13 protein-coding genes are annotated in these 14,977 nt (G+C 73.2%); 8 read left to right on the top strand and 5 right to left on the bottom strand.

The annotated features are described in order from the left end of the window. The first annotated feature begins 11 nt into the window (after window positions 1-11). The 3 genes from ACGFYY_RS06300 to ACGFYY_RS06290 all read left to right on the top strand — a co-directional run bounded on the left by ACGFYY_RS06300 (window position 12) and on the right by ACGFYY_RS06290 (window position 2,287). A complete protein-coding gene (locus ACGFYY_RS06300; RefSeq protein ID WP_393707368.1) occupies window positions 12-434 on the top strand; it encodes a hypothetical protein in 423 nt (140 codons plus the stop codon). A gap of 63 nt (window positions 435-497) precedes the next feature. Further along, window positions 498-1,448, top strand: coding sequence for an ATP-grasp domain-containing protein (locus ACGFYY_RS06295; protein ID WP_393707367.1), 951 nt, complete (start codon window positions 498-500; stop codon window positions 1,446-1,448). Further along, window positions 1,445-2,287, top strand: coding sequence for a GNAT family N-acetyltransferase (locus ACGFYY_RS06290; RefSeq protein ID WP_393707366.1), 843 nt, complete (start codon window positions 1,445-1,447; stop codon window positions 2,285-2,287). Before ACGFYY_RS06295 ends, ACGFYY_RS06290 begins: the two co-directional genes overlap by 4 nt. 70 nt (window positions 2,288-2,357) lie before the next feature. On the opposite strand, the gene ACGFYY_RS06285 is transcribed toward ACGFYY_RS06290, so the two are convergent. Further along, window positions 2,358-2,801, bottom strand: coding sequence for a subtilase-type protease inhibitor (locus tag ACGFYY_RS06285; RefSeq protein ID WP_393707365.1), 444 nt, complete (start codon window positions 2,799-2,801; stop codon window positions 2,358-2,360). A 327-nt stretch (window positions 2,802-3,128) separates the two neighbouring features. Between ACGFYY_RS06285 and ACGFYY_RS06280 the strand changes: the two genes are divergently transcribed. Then, entirely contained in the window at window positions 3,129-3,866 is a 738-nt protein-coding gene (locus tag ACGFYY_RS06280; protein ID WP_393707364.1) for an ABC transporter ATP-binding protein, read from the top strand. Beyond that, window positions 3,860-6,328, top strand: a complete 2,469-nt coding sequence (locus ACGFYY_RS06275; RefSeq protein WP_393707363.1) for an FtsX-like permease family protein — start codon at window positions 3,860-3,862, stop codon at window positions 6,326-6,328. Before ACGFYY_RS06280 ends, ACGFYY_RS06275 begins: the two co-directional genes overlap by 7 nt. Window positions 6,329-6,364: 36 nt before the next feature. Here ACGFYY_RS06275 and ACGFYY_RS06270 read toward each other — a convergent pair whose 3' ends face one another. Further along, entirely contained in the window at window positions 6,365-6,826 is a 462-nt protein-coding gene (locus tag ACGFYY_RS06270; protein WP_181382739.1) for a Crp/Fnr family transcriptional regulator, read from the bottom strand. A 170-nt stretch (window positions 6,827-6,996) separates the two neighbouring features. Beyond that, on the bottom strand, window positions 6,997-7,305 hold the full coding sequence (locus tag ACGFYY_RS06265) for a hypothetical protein (protein WP_189742644.1): 309 nt from the start codon (window positions 7,303-7,305) through the stop codon (window positions 6,997-6,999). Window positions 7,306-7,540: 235 nt separating this feature from the next. Here ACGFYY_RS06265 and ACGFYY_RS06260 point away from each other — a divergent pair, with 235 nt between their 5' ends. Beyond that, a complete protein-coding gene (locus ACGFYY_RS06260) occupies window positions 7,541-9,463 on the top strand; it encodes a glycoside hydrolase family 5 protein (protein ID WP_393707362.1) in 1,923 nt (640 codons plus the stop codon). A 17-nt stretch (window positions 9,464-9,480) separates the two neighbouring features. Here the strand turns inward: ACGFYY_RS06260 and ACGFYY_RS06255 are convergent, their stop codons facing one another. Both ACGFYY_RS06255 and ACGFYY_RS06250 read right to left on the bottom strand, forming a co-directional pair. Then, complete coding sequence (locus ACGFYY_RS06255; RefSeq protein WP_393707361.1) at window positions 9,481-9,819, bottom strand: hypothetical protein; 339 nt, start codon at window positions 9,817-9,819, stop codon at window positions 9,481-9,483. Window positions 9,820-9,893: 74 nt separating this feature from the next. Next, a complete protein-coding gene (locus ACGFYY_RS06250) occupies window positions 9,894-11,378 on the bottom strand; it encodes an MFS transporter (RefSeq protein ID WP_393707360.1) in 1,485 nt (494 codons plus the stop codon). A gap of 77 nt (window positions 11,379-11,455) precedes the next feature. On the opposite strand from ACGFYY_RS06250, the gene ACGFYY_RS06245 reads away from it, so the two are divergent. Both ACGFYY_RS06245 and ACGFYY_RS06240 read left to right on the top strand, forming a co-directional pair. Further along, a complete protein-coding gene (locus ACGFYY_RS06245) occupies window positions 11,456-12,043 on the top strand; it encodes a helix-turn-helix domain-containing protein (protein WP_393707359.1) in 588 nt (195 codons plus the stop codon). A gap of 172 nt (window positions 12,044-12,215) precedes the next feature. After that, window positions 12,216-14,945 carry a DNRLRE domain-containing protein gene (locus tag ACGFYY_RS06240; RefSeq protein WP_393707358.1) on the top strand — a complete coding sequence of 910 codons (2,730 nt, stop codon included), beginning with the start codon at window positions 12,216-12,218 and terminating at the stop codon, window positions 14,943-14,945. The last annotated feature ends 32 nt before the right edge of the window (window positions 14,946-14,977 follow it).

The raw sequence follows: 14,977 nt of genomic DNA, 5'->3' as shown, positions 1-14,977 counted from the left end.
CAAGACCGGACATGATGCTCAAGCCGTACCGTTTCGGTGCCCTGCTGCTGACCCTGCTCGTGCTGCCGGTCATGCCGTCCGTTCCCGCCTTCGCTGCGCCCGCCGCCCGAAAGGGGCACACCGCTGCTCAGATCAGCGCGTTCCTCAGCGACTTCTACGGTCACCGCGGTCCCTCCGCGCAGGACCGGGAGAACCGGATCTCGCAGATCCTCAAGGAGAGACAGCAGCTCAGCGAGGAGGTCGACGTCCTGCTCTGCTCCCACGAGGAGCCACAGGAGATCAGCATCGGCCCGGTCACCGTCGCCAAGGCCGCCTCGGTGGGCTGGGCGACCGTGACCACCCACTGGGTCTCCGGCGACACGGACACCTTCACCGCGTACGTGCGACTCGACTCCGACCCCATCCGGCTCGACGATGTGATCTGCGCGGGCTGACATCCGTACGGTGATCGACGGGGCCGTTTCGGTGATCGACGGGGCAGTTCGTAGGGTGGGCGCATGGCGACGACGACCCCGACCACCCCCACCGTCCTCCACTGCCGCGACCCGTTGAACGAGCGCCGGGTCGACGCCCACTTCGCGGCGGAGGCCCGGCAGTTGCGTGCCGCCGGGGGCACCGTCCTGCTCATCGACCACGACGCGCTGCTGGTCGGGGACGCGGAGCGGGGCGTCGCGCGTGTTCCGGAGGGGGCCGGAGTCGTCTGGTATCGGGGCTGGATGATCCCCGCGAGCCGCTACGCCGCGTTGGACGCGGCCCTGCGCCGGCGCGGTGGCGAGCTCGTCGTCACCCCGGAGGCGTACCGCCGCGCGCACGAACTTCCCGGCTGGTACGAGACCTTCGCCGGACTGACGCCGGTCAGCGGCTGGTTGCCGGCGGGGCCGGGTGCGGTCCCGGATCCGGAGGGGCTCGAAGCCCTCGCCGCCGGCCTGCCGGCGGGGGCCGCCGTCGTCAAGGACTACGTGAAGTCCCGCAAGCACGAGTGGGACGAGGCCTGCTACGTGCCCGACCTCGCCGCTCCGGCAGCCCTGCACCGCGTCGTCGCCCGCTTCGTGGAGCTGCAGGGCGAGTTCCTGACGGGCGGGGTGGTACTGAGGGCCTTCGAGCAGTTCGTGACGCCGGAGGGGGCGGCCGCCGAGGTACGGGTGTGGTGGCGGGACGGGGTGCCCCGACTGGTCACGGCCCATCCCGACAGCCCGGTCGCCGAGGTCCCGCAAGGGATCGAGGCGGCCCTCGAACCGGTCCGGGCGGCCGTCGAGGCGCTGGGCTGCCCCTTCGTGACCACCGATCTCGCCCTGCGCGCGGACGGGGTCTGGCGGGTCGTCGAAGTAGGGGACGGACAGGTCAGCGATCTCCACAAGGAGGCCGATCGGGCCGCGTTCTGCCGCCTCCTGACGACTGATCAGACACCCCTGCGCACACCGGGCCCATCTGGTACAACACCGGCATGACGGGATTCGAGATCGCCGGCGCGAGCGCCGCCGACATGAAGCTGATCCGTGACTGGGCCGACGAGGAGGGCTGGAATCCGGGGGACTCGGACCGGTTCGCCTTCGCGGTCGCCGACCCGGAGGGCTTCCTCGTCGGGCGGCTGGACGGCGAGCCGGTGGCCTGCATCTCCGCCGTGCGCTACGGCGGAGGCTTCGGCTTCATCGGCTTCTACATCGCCCGGCCCGCCGTCCGGGGCCAGGGGTACGGCATCCGGCTGTGGCACGCCGGGATGGAACGGCTCGACGGGCGGCTCGTGGGCCTGGACGGAGTCGTCGACCAGCAGGACAACTACCGTAAATCCGGGTTCCGTTCGGCTTGGAACAACTTCCGCTACGAGGGCGTCCCGCAGGGCGAGGAGGACGGCGCGGTCGAGATCGTGGACGCGGGCACCCTGCCCTTCGGTCGGCTCGCCGCCTACGACCGACGCTTCTTTCCCGCGTCGCGGGACGCCTTCCTGTCCGCCTGGACCGGGCTGCCCGGCCGCACCGCCCTGGCCGCCGTCCGGGACGGCCGGATCGAGGGCCTCGGCGTGATCCGCCCCTCCAGCGCCGCCCACCGGATCGGCCCCCTCTACGCGGCCACCCCGGCGGTGGCGGCGGCCCTGGTGCTGCGGCTGGCCCGGCACGCCCCCGACGGCCTGGTGTCCGTGGACGTACCGGACGCGAACCCGGAGGCGGGGGCGCTCTTCGAACGCCTCGGCCTGGCCCCGGCCTTCGAGACCGCCCGCATGTACACCGGCCCGACACCCGACCTCGCCCTGACGGAACTGTTCGGGGTGACCAGTCTCGAACTGGGCTGAGGACGCGGCCGTGCGGGCCGGGCCGGACGGCGGTCGCACGGCGCCGCCCGGCCCGGCGCTCCACAGGGGATCAGAAGCCGAACAGCGCGCCGGAGGTGTGCCGCAGGCCGCACGGGTTGGCGAAGGTGTACGTGTAGCTGAGCCGACGGCCCTGCCAGACCCCGACGGCCGACACCGTCATCGGGTTCCACTCCCTGGTACAGGCGGCGTGGGCGGCCGGCGCGGCGAGCGGGTCGAGCTGCGAGCCGTTCGCACGTAATTCGGCGCACGCCGCGACCGGGTTGGGGTGCGTCCCGCCGGGCGTCGGAGAACAGACGAGGGTCACGGCGCGCATGACCGTGCCCGCCTGGGCATCGGGCCCGGCCGTCACACTGAGCACCAACGCGGACGGGGCGTACAGGCTCTCCGTACCGGTCGGTGCGGCTCCGGCCGTACCCGGCCAGGCCAGTGCGGTGAGCGCGGTGAGCGCCATGGCGGCGGAACCGAGCCCGAGACCCTTTGCGATGGACCGCATTTCGAACACTCCCTTGGGTTGGTGTTTCGGATAGCGGACGCAGTCTTACCGACGCGAGCGGTGAACGCCCGTTCGCACCGCCATTTTTCGTCACCCATCGTGTACGAATGAATGCAGACCGCAGCGGTGGCGGCTGGCTGACCTGTGCGCGAGCGAGCCGCCGAATCGGCCGAACACCGACCGGGACACCTCCCCGAAACCTGCCGCGGCACGGCTGTGATCTGCCGGGACGGGGTCCGGACCCCCTCCCGGGGTAGGGCCGGCCCCACCCCACGAACTCGGCCTGGGCCCGCTGTGCCGCGCCGCCCGCGACGGTTGGCTGGGGGCATGGAGAACGACGCGATCCAACTCAAGGACGTCACCCGGGTCTTCGGCACCGGCGACCGGGCCGTCACCGCCCTCGACCGGGTCTGTCTCGACTTCCCCCGGGGCACCTTCACCGCCGTCATGGGCCCCTCCGGCTCCGGCAAGTCCACCCTGCTGCAGTGCGCGGCCGGACTGGACCGGCCCACCTCCGGCAGCGTGCGCGTGGGCGGCACCGAACTCGGCGGCCTCGGCGAGACCCGGCTGACCCTGCTGCGCCGCGAACGCATCGGCTTCGTCTTCCAGGCCTTCAACCTGCTGCCCGCCCTGACCGCCGAACAGAACGTCGCCCTGCCGCTGCGGTTGGCCGGCCGCCGCCCCGCCAAGGCCGAGGTGCGCGAGGCGCTCGCCCGGGTCGGCCTCGGCGACCGGGCCCGGCACCGGCCCCCGCAACTGTCCGGCGGGCAGCAGCAGCGCGTGGCCCTGGCCCGCGCACTGATCACCCGCCCCGAGGTGCTCTTCGGCGACGAACCCACCGGCGCCCTGGACTCGCGGACCGGGCGCGAGGTGCTCACCCTGCTCCGGTCCATGGTCGACACCGAACGGCAGACCGTCGTCATGGTCACCCACGACCCCGTGGCCGCCTCCTACGCGGACCGCGTGGTCTTCCTCGCCGACGGCCGGCCGAACGGTGAACTCCGTGGCGCGCCCGCCCAGGACATCGCCGCCCGCATGACCGCCCTGGAGGCGGCGCCGTGCTGACCATCGCCCTCCGCACCGCACGCACCCGCTGGGTCACCTTCGTCGGAAGCTTCCTGGCCCTGGCCCTCGGCGTCGGCCTCATCACCACCATGGGACTCGGCCTCGCCGCCACCCTGGACGCCCCTCGGCGCCTCCCCGAGCGATTCGCCCAGGCCCCCGTCGTCGTCAAGGGCGACGACGTGCTGCGCGTCCCCGTCAAGGGCGGGCAGCGCACCGGCCGGATCGCCCACCCGGGGCCCGTCACCCCCGAACTCGCCCGGCGGCTGGCCGACCTGGGCCCGACCACCGAGGACCGGTCCTTCCCCGTCCGCCCCGACGACGGGCCCGAGCAGCTGGTCGGCCACCCCTGGTCGGTCGCCGCCTTCGCCCCGTACACCCTCGACGCGGGCCGCGCCCCGCACTCCGACGACGAGGTCGTCACCACCGGTTGGGCCCCCACCGGAGCGCGCATCGGCACCGACCACGGCCCCGTCACCGTGGTCGGCACCGTGACCGAACGCGGCTTCGAGGACGCCGTCTTCTTCACCGACGCCCGTGCCGCCCACCTCTCGCCCGCTGTCGACCAACTCGTCGTCGCCGCCGACCCGACCGCCGTGCAGGACGCCGTACGGGCGCTCCCGGGCGGTCAGGGCGCCGAGGTACGGGTCCTGACCGGCCGGGACCGCCGGTACGCCGACCCGGATCCGGAGCGCGACAGCGAAGCCCTGCTCTCGGTGAACGCCGTACTCGGCACCGCGGGCGGCGTCACCGGCTTCGTGTCCCTGTTCGTCGTCGCCTCCACCTTCGCCTTCGCCGTCGCCCAGCGCCGCAAGGAGTTCGCCCTGCTGCGCACGTCCGGCGCCACCCCGGGCCAGATCCGCCGCACGGTGATCGCCGAGGCACTGCTGCTCGGCGTGGCCGCCTCCGCCGCGGGCTGTCTGCTCGGGGCGTACGGGGCACCCCTGTTCGTCTCCTCCTTGGTGGACGAGGGCCTCGCGCCCCGCTGGTTCACCCTCGGTGACGCCACCTGGCCCTTCCACCTCGCGTTCTGGACCGGCCTGCTCGTCGCCCTGGCGGGAGCCGTCGCCGCCTCCTGGCGGGCGGGGCGGGTCGCCCCCGCGGAGGCGCTGCGCGAAGCCGCGTTCGAGACACGGATCATGACCCCGGGTCGCGGGCTCCTCGGCGCCGGACTGCTGCTGGTGGGCCTCGGCACCCTTGCCCACGCCCTGCTGGCCGATCCGTCCGAACTGCTCCACCGCAAGACGTACATCGGTCGCCCGATGCTCTTCATCGTCGCCTTCGCACTGCTGTCACCGGTGCTGGTGAGGCCGTTGGTCCGGCTGATCGCCTGGCTCCCCGCCCGGCTGCCCGGCGCCGGCGGCATGCTGATCCGGGAGTACGCGGCGGCCGGCATCCGCCGTACGGCGGCCGTCGCCGCCCCCGTGCTGGTCACCGTGGCCCTCGCCGGTTCCCTGCTGGGCACCACGGCGACCCTGAACGAGGCCAAGGCCGCCGAGATCCGGCAGCGGACCACGGCCGACCACGTGATCACCGCCGGCCCGGGCGGGTTCGATCCGGCCACGATCGAACGGATCCGGGCCGTACCCGGGACGGAGATCTCCTCCACCGCGGCGACTACGGTCCACGTGCTGGAGGAGGGAACGGCGCTGATCCGCTCCGACGCCCGCGCCGCGGACCCCCGAGCACTGGCCCGGACGACTCGACTGCCCCTCACGGCCGGCTCGGTCACCGATCTCGACGACGACTCCGTCATCGTCACCGAGGAATGGGAGCGGCACACCGTCGGATCCACCGTCGAGGTGTGGCTCGGCGACGGCACCCGCAAAGCCTTGCGGATCGCCGCCGTGATGAGCATCGGCACCGGCGGGAACGGGGCCTACGTCACCCCCGCCAACGCCCCCGGCGCGACCGTGGACCGGATCGACGTACGTGTCGCCCCCGCCACGGATCGCCGGGCGGTCGGCGCCGCGCTGGCCGCGGCCGCGAAGCCGGCCGGCGGCCGCGTCCTCACCGCGGACCGGTGGACGTCCGAGAACCGGCCCGGGACCCGACGTACCACCCGAGCGGGCCTCCTGCTCGTCCTCGGGATCGCCCTGCTGTACACGGGCATCGCGCTCGCCAACACCCTGGTCATGGCCACCTCCGACCGGGCCCGCGACCTCGCGGTCCTGCGCCTGGCCGGCGCCACCCGCAGGCAGGTCCTGCGCCTGGTGGCGGGGGAGTCCCTGCTGGTCGTCTTCGTCGGCGCCGTCGCCGGAACCCTGGTCGCCGCTCTGAACCTGCTGGGGGTCCGGGCGGCGCTCGGCCTCCTGCACGTCCGGAGCGGCCTGGTGATCCCGTGGGACGCCCTCACGGCGACGTTCGCCGCCTGCGCGGCCGTGGCGGTGGCCGCCGCCGTCGTCCCGGCCGCGCTGAGCCTGCGGCGCGGGACGGTCGAGGGGGCGGGAGTGCGTGATCAGTAGCCGCCCGGGGGGTGTCCGGTGGATCAGGCCGACCTCCTAGGCGGTGCTGGTGAGGCGGGGCGCGTACAGCTCCAGCAGGCGGGTGCGCGTCTGCTGGAGGCGCATCGCGAGGACGCGCCCGACCCAGTGCCCGATCGCGGAACCGAAGGTGGGATCGGCGTCCATCAGCATCCGGACGGTCGCCGCGTCGAACTCGTAGGCCCGTACCGGTGTCATCGCCTCCGCGCCCAGTTGCCACACGTACGGCGGGAACAGCCACGACCAGCCCACCAGCTCACCGGGGCCGAGGCTCTCCACGGGCGCGGGCCGGCGGCCGGCGACGGGGATCTCCAAGGTCACGGTGCCGGAACGCACGATCCAGAAGGAATCGGCCCGGGTGCCCTCGTCGAATATGCGCGCGCTCTCCGGGAAATTGACCTCACGGGCCTGGGACATCAGCCGTCCACGGTGCTCGGTGGACAGAACGGCGGCGATCCGGATGGGGGAAGGTGTGCTCACGACGGCCTCCGATCACGACCCCCCACGACGCTCCTGCTCTCCCAGTGTCGCCGACAGCCGCCGAATCGCTGCCGGACCGGACCCGGTTTCTTCCTCGCCCGATGCGGGAACGGGCCGCCGGAGGCCTTGTGCGCCTTGAGATGTCGCAGCGGGTGGCCACGGGACAGCCCTCAGGGGGTGTCTTCGGCGTTCGCCTCCAGGCAGGCCAGTTCCATCGCGTCGAGGACGGCCTCGTGGCTGCGCCCGCTCAGCTCGGCGACGTTCTCGATCTGGGCCGTCGCCCAGGCCGCCAGTGTCATCACCAGGACCCGGAGCCCGTCGGTGCCGTGCTCGGCCAGGACCGCGTCGGCGACGACCATGGCCTCCTCGGGGACCTGCTCGGGCGGTTCGAGGCCCGCCAGACCGCGGAGCAGGGTGAGGGTGCGGCGGGAGATCTCCGGCGTCATACCCGCCAGCCGCATGTCTTCGTCGTCGTCCATCCGCCCCGCCCTCCGGTGCCGTGCCGTGCGTCTCAGGGCACGGTAGAGGGGCGCGGCCCCGAGCGGGACCGTTTCTCCAGGGTGACGGTGCGTGACCGGGCCCGAACCGACAGGATCCGGCGGATGCCGACCCTGGCCGAAACCGCTTCCGCGTGCGACTTCCCCCGGAAGCGACCCGCCGGTAACCTGCCCGCGGCAGCCGCCCGCCGGGACGGCCGATTCCGGCAGGAGCGAGATGAAGAGCCTCTTACGCGCGGTCCTGTGCGCGCTGCTGCTGGTGGTCGGCGCCGTGGCGGCGCCGCCCGCGCAGCCCGCCCGCGCCGCCGACGCGCCCGCCGCGGCCGCCCCGGGCACCGCCGAGGCGTGGACGCCGCCGCTGTCCACCCGCGGCCGGTACATCGTCGACGCGCAGGGCGACCGCTTCCGACTGCGCTCCGGGAACTGGGACGGAGCCCAGGGCTCCTGGAACGGCTCGGGCGACCGGAACGATCCCGCCACGCACCACAGCGGGCAGAACGCCCACGGCATCCCGATCGGCCTGGACCGGGCGCCCCTGCCCGCCCTGCTCGCCGATTTCCGGTCCCTGGGGCTCAACAGCATCCGGCTGCCCTTCTCCAACGAGATGCTGCGCGACACCACCCCCGTCCCGGACTCCGCCGTCGCCGCCAACCCGGCCCTGCGCGGCCGCACCCCCCTCCAGGTCTACGACGCCGTGGTCGCCGCCCTCACCGACGCCGGCTTCGCCGTCATCCTGAACAACCACACCGTCACCACCCGGTGGTGCTGCGGCCTGGACGGCAACGAGCGCTGGAACAGCGGCCGCTCCACCACCCAGTGGGCCGACGACTGGGTCTTCCTCGCCCGCCGCTACCGCGACAACCCGCGGGTGGTCGGCGCCGACCTCTACAACGAGGTCCGCCGCGACTTCTGGGACGACCCCAACTGGGGCCTCGGCGACAACCACGACTGGCACGCCGCCGCCCAGGAGGCCGCCGACCGCATCCTCACCGAGGCCAATCCGCAGCTGCTGATCGTCGTCGAGGGCATCAACTGGTTCGGGCTCCCCGTGGACGGCTTCCCGCACGGCCGGCCCACCCTGACCCCGGTACGCACCCTCTCCCACACCCTGGTCACCTCGAACAAGCTGGTCTACTCGGCCCACTTCTACGGGTACACGGGCCCCCGTCACAGCGGCGCCACCGGCATGGGCGAGACGCACGACGCCCGCTACCAGGACATGACCGCCGCCGAACTGGAACAGACCCTCTACGACCAGGCCTTCTTCGTATCCGCGGAGACCGGCACCCACTTCACCGCCCCCGTCTGGATCAGCGAGTTCGGAATCGGCGCGGACGAGACCGGCGCCGCCCCACGCACGTGGTTCGACCACATCACCGGCTACCTGACGCGTTCCGACGCCGACTTCGCGTACTGGCCGCTCGTCGGCTGGAGCACCACCGCCCAGGGCACCCCGGGCGGCGACAGCTGGGCGCTCCTGCGTTACGACGCGACCGGCCGGCGCTCCGGCGTCCTGGACCAGGGCGACTGGCGCACCACCCGCTGGTCCCCGCTCACCACCACCCCCGGCCGTACCGGAGCGATTCCCGCCACCCCCGCCTGGTACCAGCTGACCACGGACCACCGCGACCACAACGCCTCGCTGCGCACCCGGGCGGCCGGCGATTGGGACAGCGGCGCCCGCAAGGCGGTCTGCCCCGACGGCGCCCGCCTCGCCGGACTCGCCCACACCGGTGGCCGCGGCCTGTGCACCACCTCGGACCTGCGCGCCCCGACGGGCGGTCACACCGTGGTCCGCGACGAGACGTACGTCCCGGCCGGCGGCGACTGGGCCGGCGGGTACACCAAGTTCCAGTGTCCGGCGGGCCAGTTCCTGATCGGCTACAGCCTGCGGGGCGAGCGGGTCTCGGCGGCGCTGTGCGCCCCGGCCCGTACGGCGCTTCCCGGAGGCGGTCGGACCGTGTGGTTCGACCGGGGCGACAACCGCCCGGCGGGCGGCCCCGGCGGGGAATTCGCCTACGGCGGCTACAAGGGCCAGTGCCTGCCCACCGAGTACGCGGCGGGCATCGCCTTCACCACCCGCGCCGCCACCCGCCCCTCCCCGGCCGCCCTGCTGTGCCGCCCCCTGCCCGCCACGTGATCGGCCGTGGAGCCGTGTCACCGTTCGTCCGTGTCAAGCCACTCCGTGAGGGTGTCGCGCAGGCGCTCGACCTGGCCCCGATCGAGGACCACGGTCGCCTGTTCGGACCGGCCCCCCGGACCGGTGTCGGCGGACCGGCCGAGGGACACCCGCAGGTACTCCACCGGCAGTCCCTCCGCCGGAGCCGCAGGCAGGTCGCGAGTTCCGGGATGACAGTGATCGGGTATCGCCGCGATCTCCAGCCATCCGGCACGCGGGTGGCTGTCCGAGGGGTTCACATGCGATCCCTGGTAGACCAGCGGTGCGGCCGCGTCGCCGCCCTCGGCGAGCAACAGCCATGTGGCAAAGATCGACATCGGTCTTCTCCCGTCAGGTCGCGGTGCGCAACGGCCGCAGGCTATGCCGATACTCGGCCACCGGCCCACGCGTTTCAGGCGGCCCGGTGCTCCGTCGGACGGGCCGGGGTACGGCCCACCGCGGCGACGGCGGCGAGGGCCGCGAGGGTCAGGGCCGAGGCGACGAGGAAGGTGAACCGCATTCCGGTGGCCACGGCCCCGGGGGGCGCCGAGGCGATGTCCGCCGACGCCGACGCGTGCGCGAACACGGCTCCCATGACGGAGGCGCCGGTGACCAGGCCCAGGTTGCGCGAAAGACCGAGCATGCCGGAGACGGTGCCCCGCCGGTCCGGGCCGATGTCCGCCATGACGGCGGTGTTGTTGGCCGTCTGGAACACCGCGTAGCCGGCGGTCACGACCGCGAGCGGAGCGACGTACCCGAGGACACCGAGCGAAGCCGGCGTCAGGGACAGGACGAAGGCGCCGGCCGTCATCGACGCCAGCCCGAGCAGGGTCATGCACCGCGCCCCGAACCGGTCCGCGAGACGGCCCGCGGGCACCCCGGTCACCGCGGCGACCAGCGGACCGACGGACAGGACGAGTCCGACCGGGGCGGCGCCGAGGCCGAGCGTCCGGGACAGGTAGAACGGCCCGACCACCAGCGTCGCCATCATCACCGTCGACACGAGGGCACTCGAGGCGAGGCCCGGACCGATCACCGGATCGCGCAGGAGCGCCCCCCGGACCAAGGGCGAGGCGGCCCTCGACTCGACGCGCGCGAAGAGGACCACCCCGCAGGCGGCGGCCAGGAGCAGCGCCGTGCTCGGCGCCCCGAACCGGCCGCCACCCAGGGTCATCGCGAGCGCGTACGCCGCCGACGTCAGCGCGAGCAGCAGCATGCCCCGGTGGTCGAAGCGGGCCCGGTCGGCCCCGTGTTCGTGCCGGTCGGCCGGCAGATGGCGGTGGGAGAGCAGGAACGCCGCGATCCCCAGCGGCACGTTGACGAGGAAGAGGGCCCGCCAGCCGAACCCGGCGAGCAGTGCCCCGCCGAGCGAGGGACCGAGAGCCGTGCCCACCGCGGACATCGTGCCGAGCAGCCCCATGGCGCTGCCCGTCCGCTCCTTCGGGACCGTCTCACCGACGAAGGCCATGGTGAGGGCCATCATCACGGCGGCCCCCAACCCCTGGGCCGCCCGGGCGCCCACCAGCAGCCAGAGCGTGGGCGAGGCCGCGCACAGTGCCGAGGCCGCGGTGAACAAGGAGATGCCCGCCAGGAGCAGCCGGCGGCGGCCGAGGAGGTCACCCAGCCGTCCGACCCCCACGATGAGGCTCGTGACGGCGAGGAGATAGCCGAGGACGATCCACTGGACCTCCTGGAAGGAGGCGGAGAACACCCGTGCCAGGGTCGGCAGGCCGACGGGGGCGATGCCGGTGCCGAGCGAGGAGAGGAGGACGGACAGGGACAGACCGGCGAGCGCCCACCGGACCGCGGTGCGGTGGGCGCCGGTGGACGCCGTCCCGTCCGCGCCGCCGGTGCGGTGCTGTCGGTGTCCGGCCGCGGAATCACTGTGTGGGCTCATGCAGGGAGGGTGCGGCCACCGGGCGACCGACGGCAAACCTTGTTGCCGTTTCCGGGACGGCCGGGTGCAATGGCCGTATGGACGACAAGCCCTCCCCCCACCAGGCGGTCCTCGACGAGGTCGCCCCCCGGCTCAGACAGCTGCGCGCCCGACGCGGGCTCACCCTGGCCGCGCTCTCCGAGACGACCGGTATCTCGAAGAGCACCCTCTCCCGGCTGGAGTCCGGGCAGCGCCGCCCCAGCCTGGAACTGCTGTTGCCGCTCGCGGCCGCGTACCAGGTGCCCCTGGACGACCTGGTGGGCGCCCCCGAAGTGGGCGATCCCCGGGTACGGCTGACCCCCCGCACCCTCCCGAACGGCGGCACGGCCGTGCCGCTGACCCGCGGTCCGGGCCCCCTCCAGGCGTACAAGATGCTCATCCCCGACCGCGGCGGCGAGCCGGAACCGCGGACGCACGAGGGCTACGAGTGGCTGTACGTGCTGGAGGGTCGGCTGCGCCTCGTCCTCGCCGAGCACGACCTGGTCCTCGGCCCCGGCGAGGCCGCCGAGTTCGACACCCGGCTGCCCCACTGGTTCACCAGCGCCGACGGGCGGCCGGTGGAGATCCTCAGCCTCTTCGGGCGGCAGGGGGAGCGGATGCACGTCCGGGCGAAGCCCCGCGCGTGATCGAGCGGCCCGGCGCGATTTTGCATCCGATGTGTCAAGTGGGATGAATCAGGCCTCGAATCGCTCTAGGGTGCGCCCGTGGGCATGGTTGTGGACTGCTGTTCGGCGATTTTCGGCCATCTCCCGCACGGTCGCACCCTACGGCCGTACCGCACATCGAACTGGGGGATTCATGCGTAGATCCCGAGGGCTGGTGGCCGCTCTCGCCCTGTCCCTGGCCGGAACCGGAGCAGGGGTGGGCCTCGGCCTCGTCCCGCAGGCGGCGGCGCTCACCCCGCCCGTCGCGTTCACCGCCGACGCGCTGTCCACCTGGCAGCCCGACGGAGTCGTCTGGGCCCTCGCCGAAGCGGGCGGCCAGGTCTTCGTCGGCGGCACCTTCTCCACGGTGCGCCCGCCCGCCGGAGGCTCCGGAAGCGAGCGGTCGGCCGTCAACTTCGTGGCCCTCGACGCCGCGACCGGCGCCCCGACCTCCTGCGAGCTGTCCTTCACCGTGGGCTCCGGCACCGCCACGGTCCGCGCGCTCGCCCTCTCCCCGGACAAGGAGACCCTGTACGTCGGCGGCTACTTCGGCGCCGTCAACGGCACCCCCGTCTCCAGTCTCGCCGCCGTCGACGTGGCGAGCTGCACGGTGAAGCAGAGCTTCCGCCCGGCCTTCGCGGCCACCGTACGCGCCCTCGCCGTCACCGGCGACACCGTCTACGCGGGCGGTGACTTCCTCAGCGTCGCCGGCCAACCGCGGCAGCGCTTCGCCGCCGTCGGCGCGGCCGACGGCGCCCTGAAGCCCTTCACCGCCGACGCCGACGAGCCCGGGCGCGCCGTCGAGGTCACCCCGGACGGCACCAACGTGATCCTCGGCGGTGACTTCTTCACCGTCAACGGCACGAACACGCACGCACTGGCCGTCGTCGACGCGACGAGCGGCGCACTCACCAAGTCGTACGCCGGCTTCATCGAGACCAACTCCGTCGTCAAGGACATCGCGACCGACGCCACCGGCTTCTACACCGGCAACGAGGGCACCGGCGGCGGAGTCTTCGACGGCCGGATCGCCCTGAACCTCGGCGACTTCGGCCAGCGCTGGCGCGACACCTGCCTCGGCGCCACCCAGGCCGTGCTGCCCTACCAGAACGTCCTCTACAGCGCCTCGCACGCGCACGACTGCTCCAGCGTCGGCGAGTTCCCCGACGGACAGCGCCACCACCTGCTCGCCCAGCCCACCACCGGCACCGGCAAGCTCGGCTGGGCCCCCGACACCAACGACGGCATCGGCGAGGGCATCGGACCGCGCGTGATGACGGTCGGCTCCAAGGCCGGCGTCCAGTACCTGTGGGTCGGCGGGGAGTTCACCACCGTCAACGGAGCCGCGCAGCAGAGCCTGACGCGCTTCGCCTCCACCGGGGACACCGGCGCGCCCACCGTGCCCGTGGCGAGCGCGGTCAGTTTCAAGTCGGACGAGGCCCAGGTGCGCTGGCGTACCAGCCTCGACCTCGACGACAGCGCGCTGACCTACCGGATCTACCGGAACGGCGCGGCCACGCCGATCGCCACGGTCACCGCCGACTCGCTGTTCTTCCGGCGACCGCAGGCCTCCTGGACCGACACCACCGTGGCGGCCGGCCAGTCGTACACCTACCGTGTGACGGCCACCGACGGGGCCGGCAACACCAGCGCCCTGTCCGCGACGGCGAGCGTGACCGTCCCGACCACGGCGGAGGGCTACCCGAACAAGGTCCGCACCGACGGGGCCGAGCTGTACTGGCGCTACGACGAATCGGCCCTGCCCTTCGTCGCCGACTCCTCGCCGGGCAACCAGAGCGGCGTCCACAACAACGCCCCCGCCCTGCGACAGACCCCCGGCGCGGTCTCCGGCGCGAGCACCGCGATCGGCTTCAACGGCTCGAACACCCACGTGTACGGGGACAAGCGGCAGACGATCGGCAGCACCTACAGCGTCGAGACCTGGTTCCGGACCGACACCACCCGCGGCGGCAAGCTCGTCGGCTTCGGAAGCCGCCAGGTCGGCGCCAGTAACCAGTACGACAAGCATGTCTACATGACCAACGACGGACGGCTGGTCTTCGGCGTCTACACCGGAGCCACCCGCACCATCACCACCCCGGCCGCCTACAACGACAACCAGTGGCACCACGTCGTCGCCACCCAGGGCCCGGGCGGGATGACCCTCTACGTGGACGGCGCGCAGAAGGGCACGCTGAACGTCACCACGCACGAGAACTACGCCGGCTACTGGCGCACGGGCGGCGACAACCTCACCTCCTGGCCGAACCGTCCGACCAGCGACTACTGGGCGGGCCGGCTCGACGAGACCGCCGTCTACCCGACGGTGCTCAGCGCGGCGCAGGTGCAGAACCACTACACCCTCGCCACCGCCCCGGCCGACTCGGTGGTCCAGGTGCCCGCCGCGGAGGACACCTACGCCAACGCGGGTGCGCCCGGCACCAACTACGGCACCTCGGGATCGCTCGCCGTGCGTGGCACCTCGTTCTACGCGAGCTACCTGCGCTTCGACCTGCCCGCCGCGCCCGCGGGCACCGTACTGAAGTCGGCCGCGCTCAGCGTGAAGACGAGCACGCAGAGCGGCGCCGGCACCACGGACACCGTCTCCGTCCTCCCGATCACCGGCTCGTGGAGCGAGGGCGGGACCACGTACAACAACCGCCCCGCGCTCGGCGGTCCGGCGCTCGGCACCTTCGGAACGATCGCGGACGGTTCGGCGGTGCACACCACCGGGCTGACCACCGCCGGCGTCGCGACGGCCCTCGGCGGCAGCTACGGCCTGGCGCTCACCAGCACCGGTACCGACGCCCTGTGGCTGTGGTCCTCCGAGGCACAGGCGAACGAAGGGACGCCGCAGCTGACGCTCACCTTCGGCGCACCGTGACCTGACGGGCCCGGAGGACAGGAGGGGCGCGG

The organism is Streptomyces sp. NPDC048331 (assembly GCF_043201215.1).
Taxonomy (GTDB): Bacteria; Actinomycetota; Actinomycetes; order Streptomycetales; family Streptomycetaceae; genus Streptomyces.
Note: the sequence above shows the minus strand (reverse complement) of the source record. Positions and strands in the feature narration are given on the sequence as shown.

Excerpts from the sequence above, each read along its gene's own strand:
- ACGFYY_RS06300 (WP_393707368.1), top strand. The coding sequence starts at position 12 with ATGATGCTCAAGCCGTACCGTTTCGGTGCCCTGCTGCTGACCCTGCTC.
- ACGFYY_RS06295 (WP_393707367.1), top strand. The coding sequence starts at position 498 with ATGGCGACGACGACCCCGACCACCCCCACCGTCCTCCACTGCCGCGAC.
- ACGFYY_RS06290 (WP_393707366.1), top strand. The coding sequence starts at position 1,445 with ATGACGGGATTCGAGATCGCCGGCGCGAGCGCCGCCGACATGAAGCTG.
- ACGFYY_RS06285 (WP_393707365.1), bottom strand. The coding sequence starts at position 2,801 with ATGCGGTCCATCGCAAAGGGTCTCGGGCTCGGTTCCGCCGCCATGGCG.
- ACGFYY_RS06280 (WP_393707364.1), top strand. The coding sequence starts at position 3,129 with ATGGAGAACGACGCGATCCAACTCAAGGACGTCACCCGGGTCTTCGGC.
- ACGFYY_RS06265 (WP_189742644.1), bottom strand. The coding sequence starts at position 7,305 with ATGGACGACGACGAAGACATGCGGCTGGCGGGTATGACGCCGGAGATC.
- ACGFYY_RS06260 (WP_393707362.1), top strand. The coding sequence starts at position 7,541 with ATGAAGAGCCTCTTACGCGCGGTCCTGTGCGCGCTGCTGCTGGTGGTC.
- ACGFYY_RS06255 (WP_393707361.1), bottom strand. The coding sequence starts at position 9,819 with ATGTCGATCTTTGCCACATGGCTGTTGCTCGCCGAGGGCGGCGACGCG.
- ACGFYY_RS06250 (WP_393707360.1), bottom strand. The coding sequence starts at position 11,378 with ATGAGCCCACACAGTGATTCCGCGGCCGGACACCGACAGCACCGCACC.
- ACGFYY_RS06245 (WP_393707359.1), top strand. The coding sequence starts at position 11,456 with ATGGACGACAAGCCCTCCCCCCACCAGGCGGTCCTCGACGAGGTCGCC.
- ACGFYY_RS06240 (WP_393707358.1), top strand. The coding sequence starts at position 12,216 with ATGCGTAGATCCCGAGGGCTGGTGGCCGCTCTCGCCCTGTCCCTGGCC.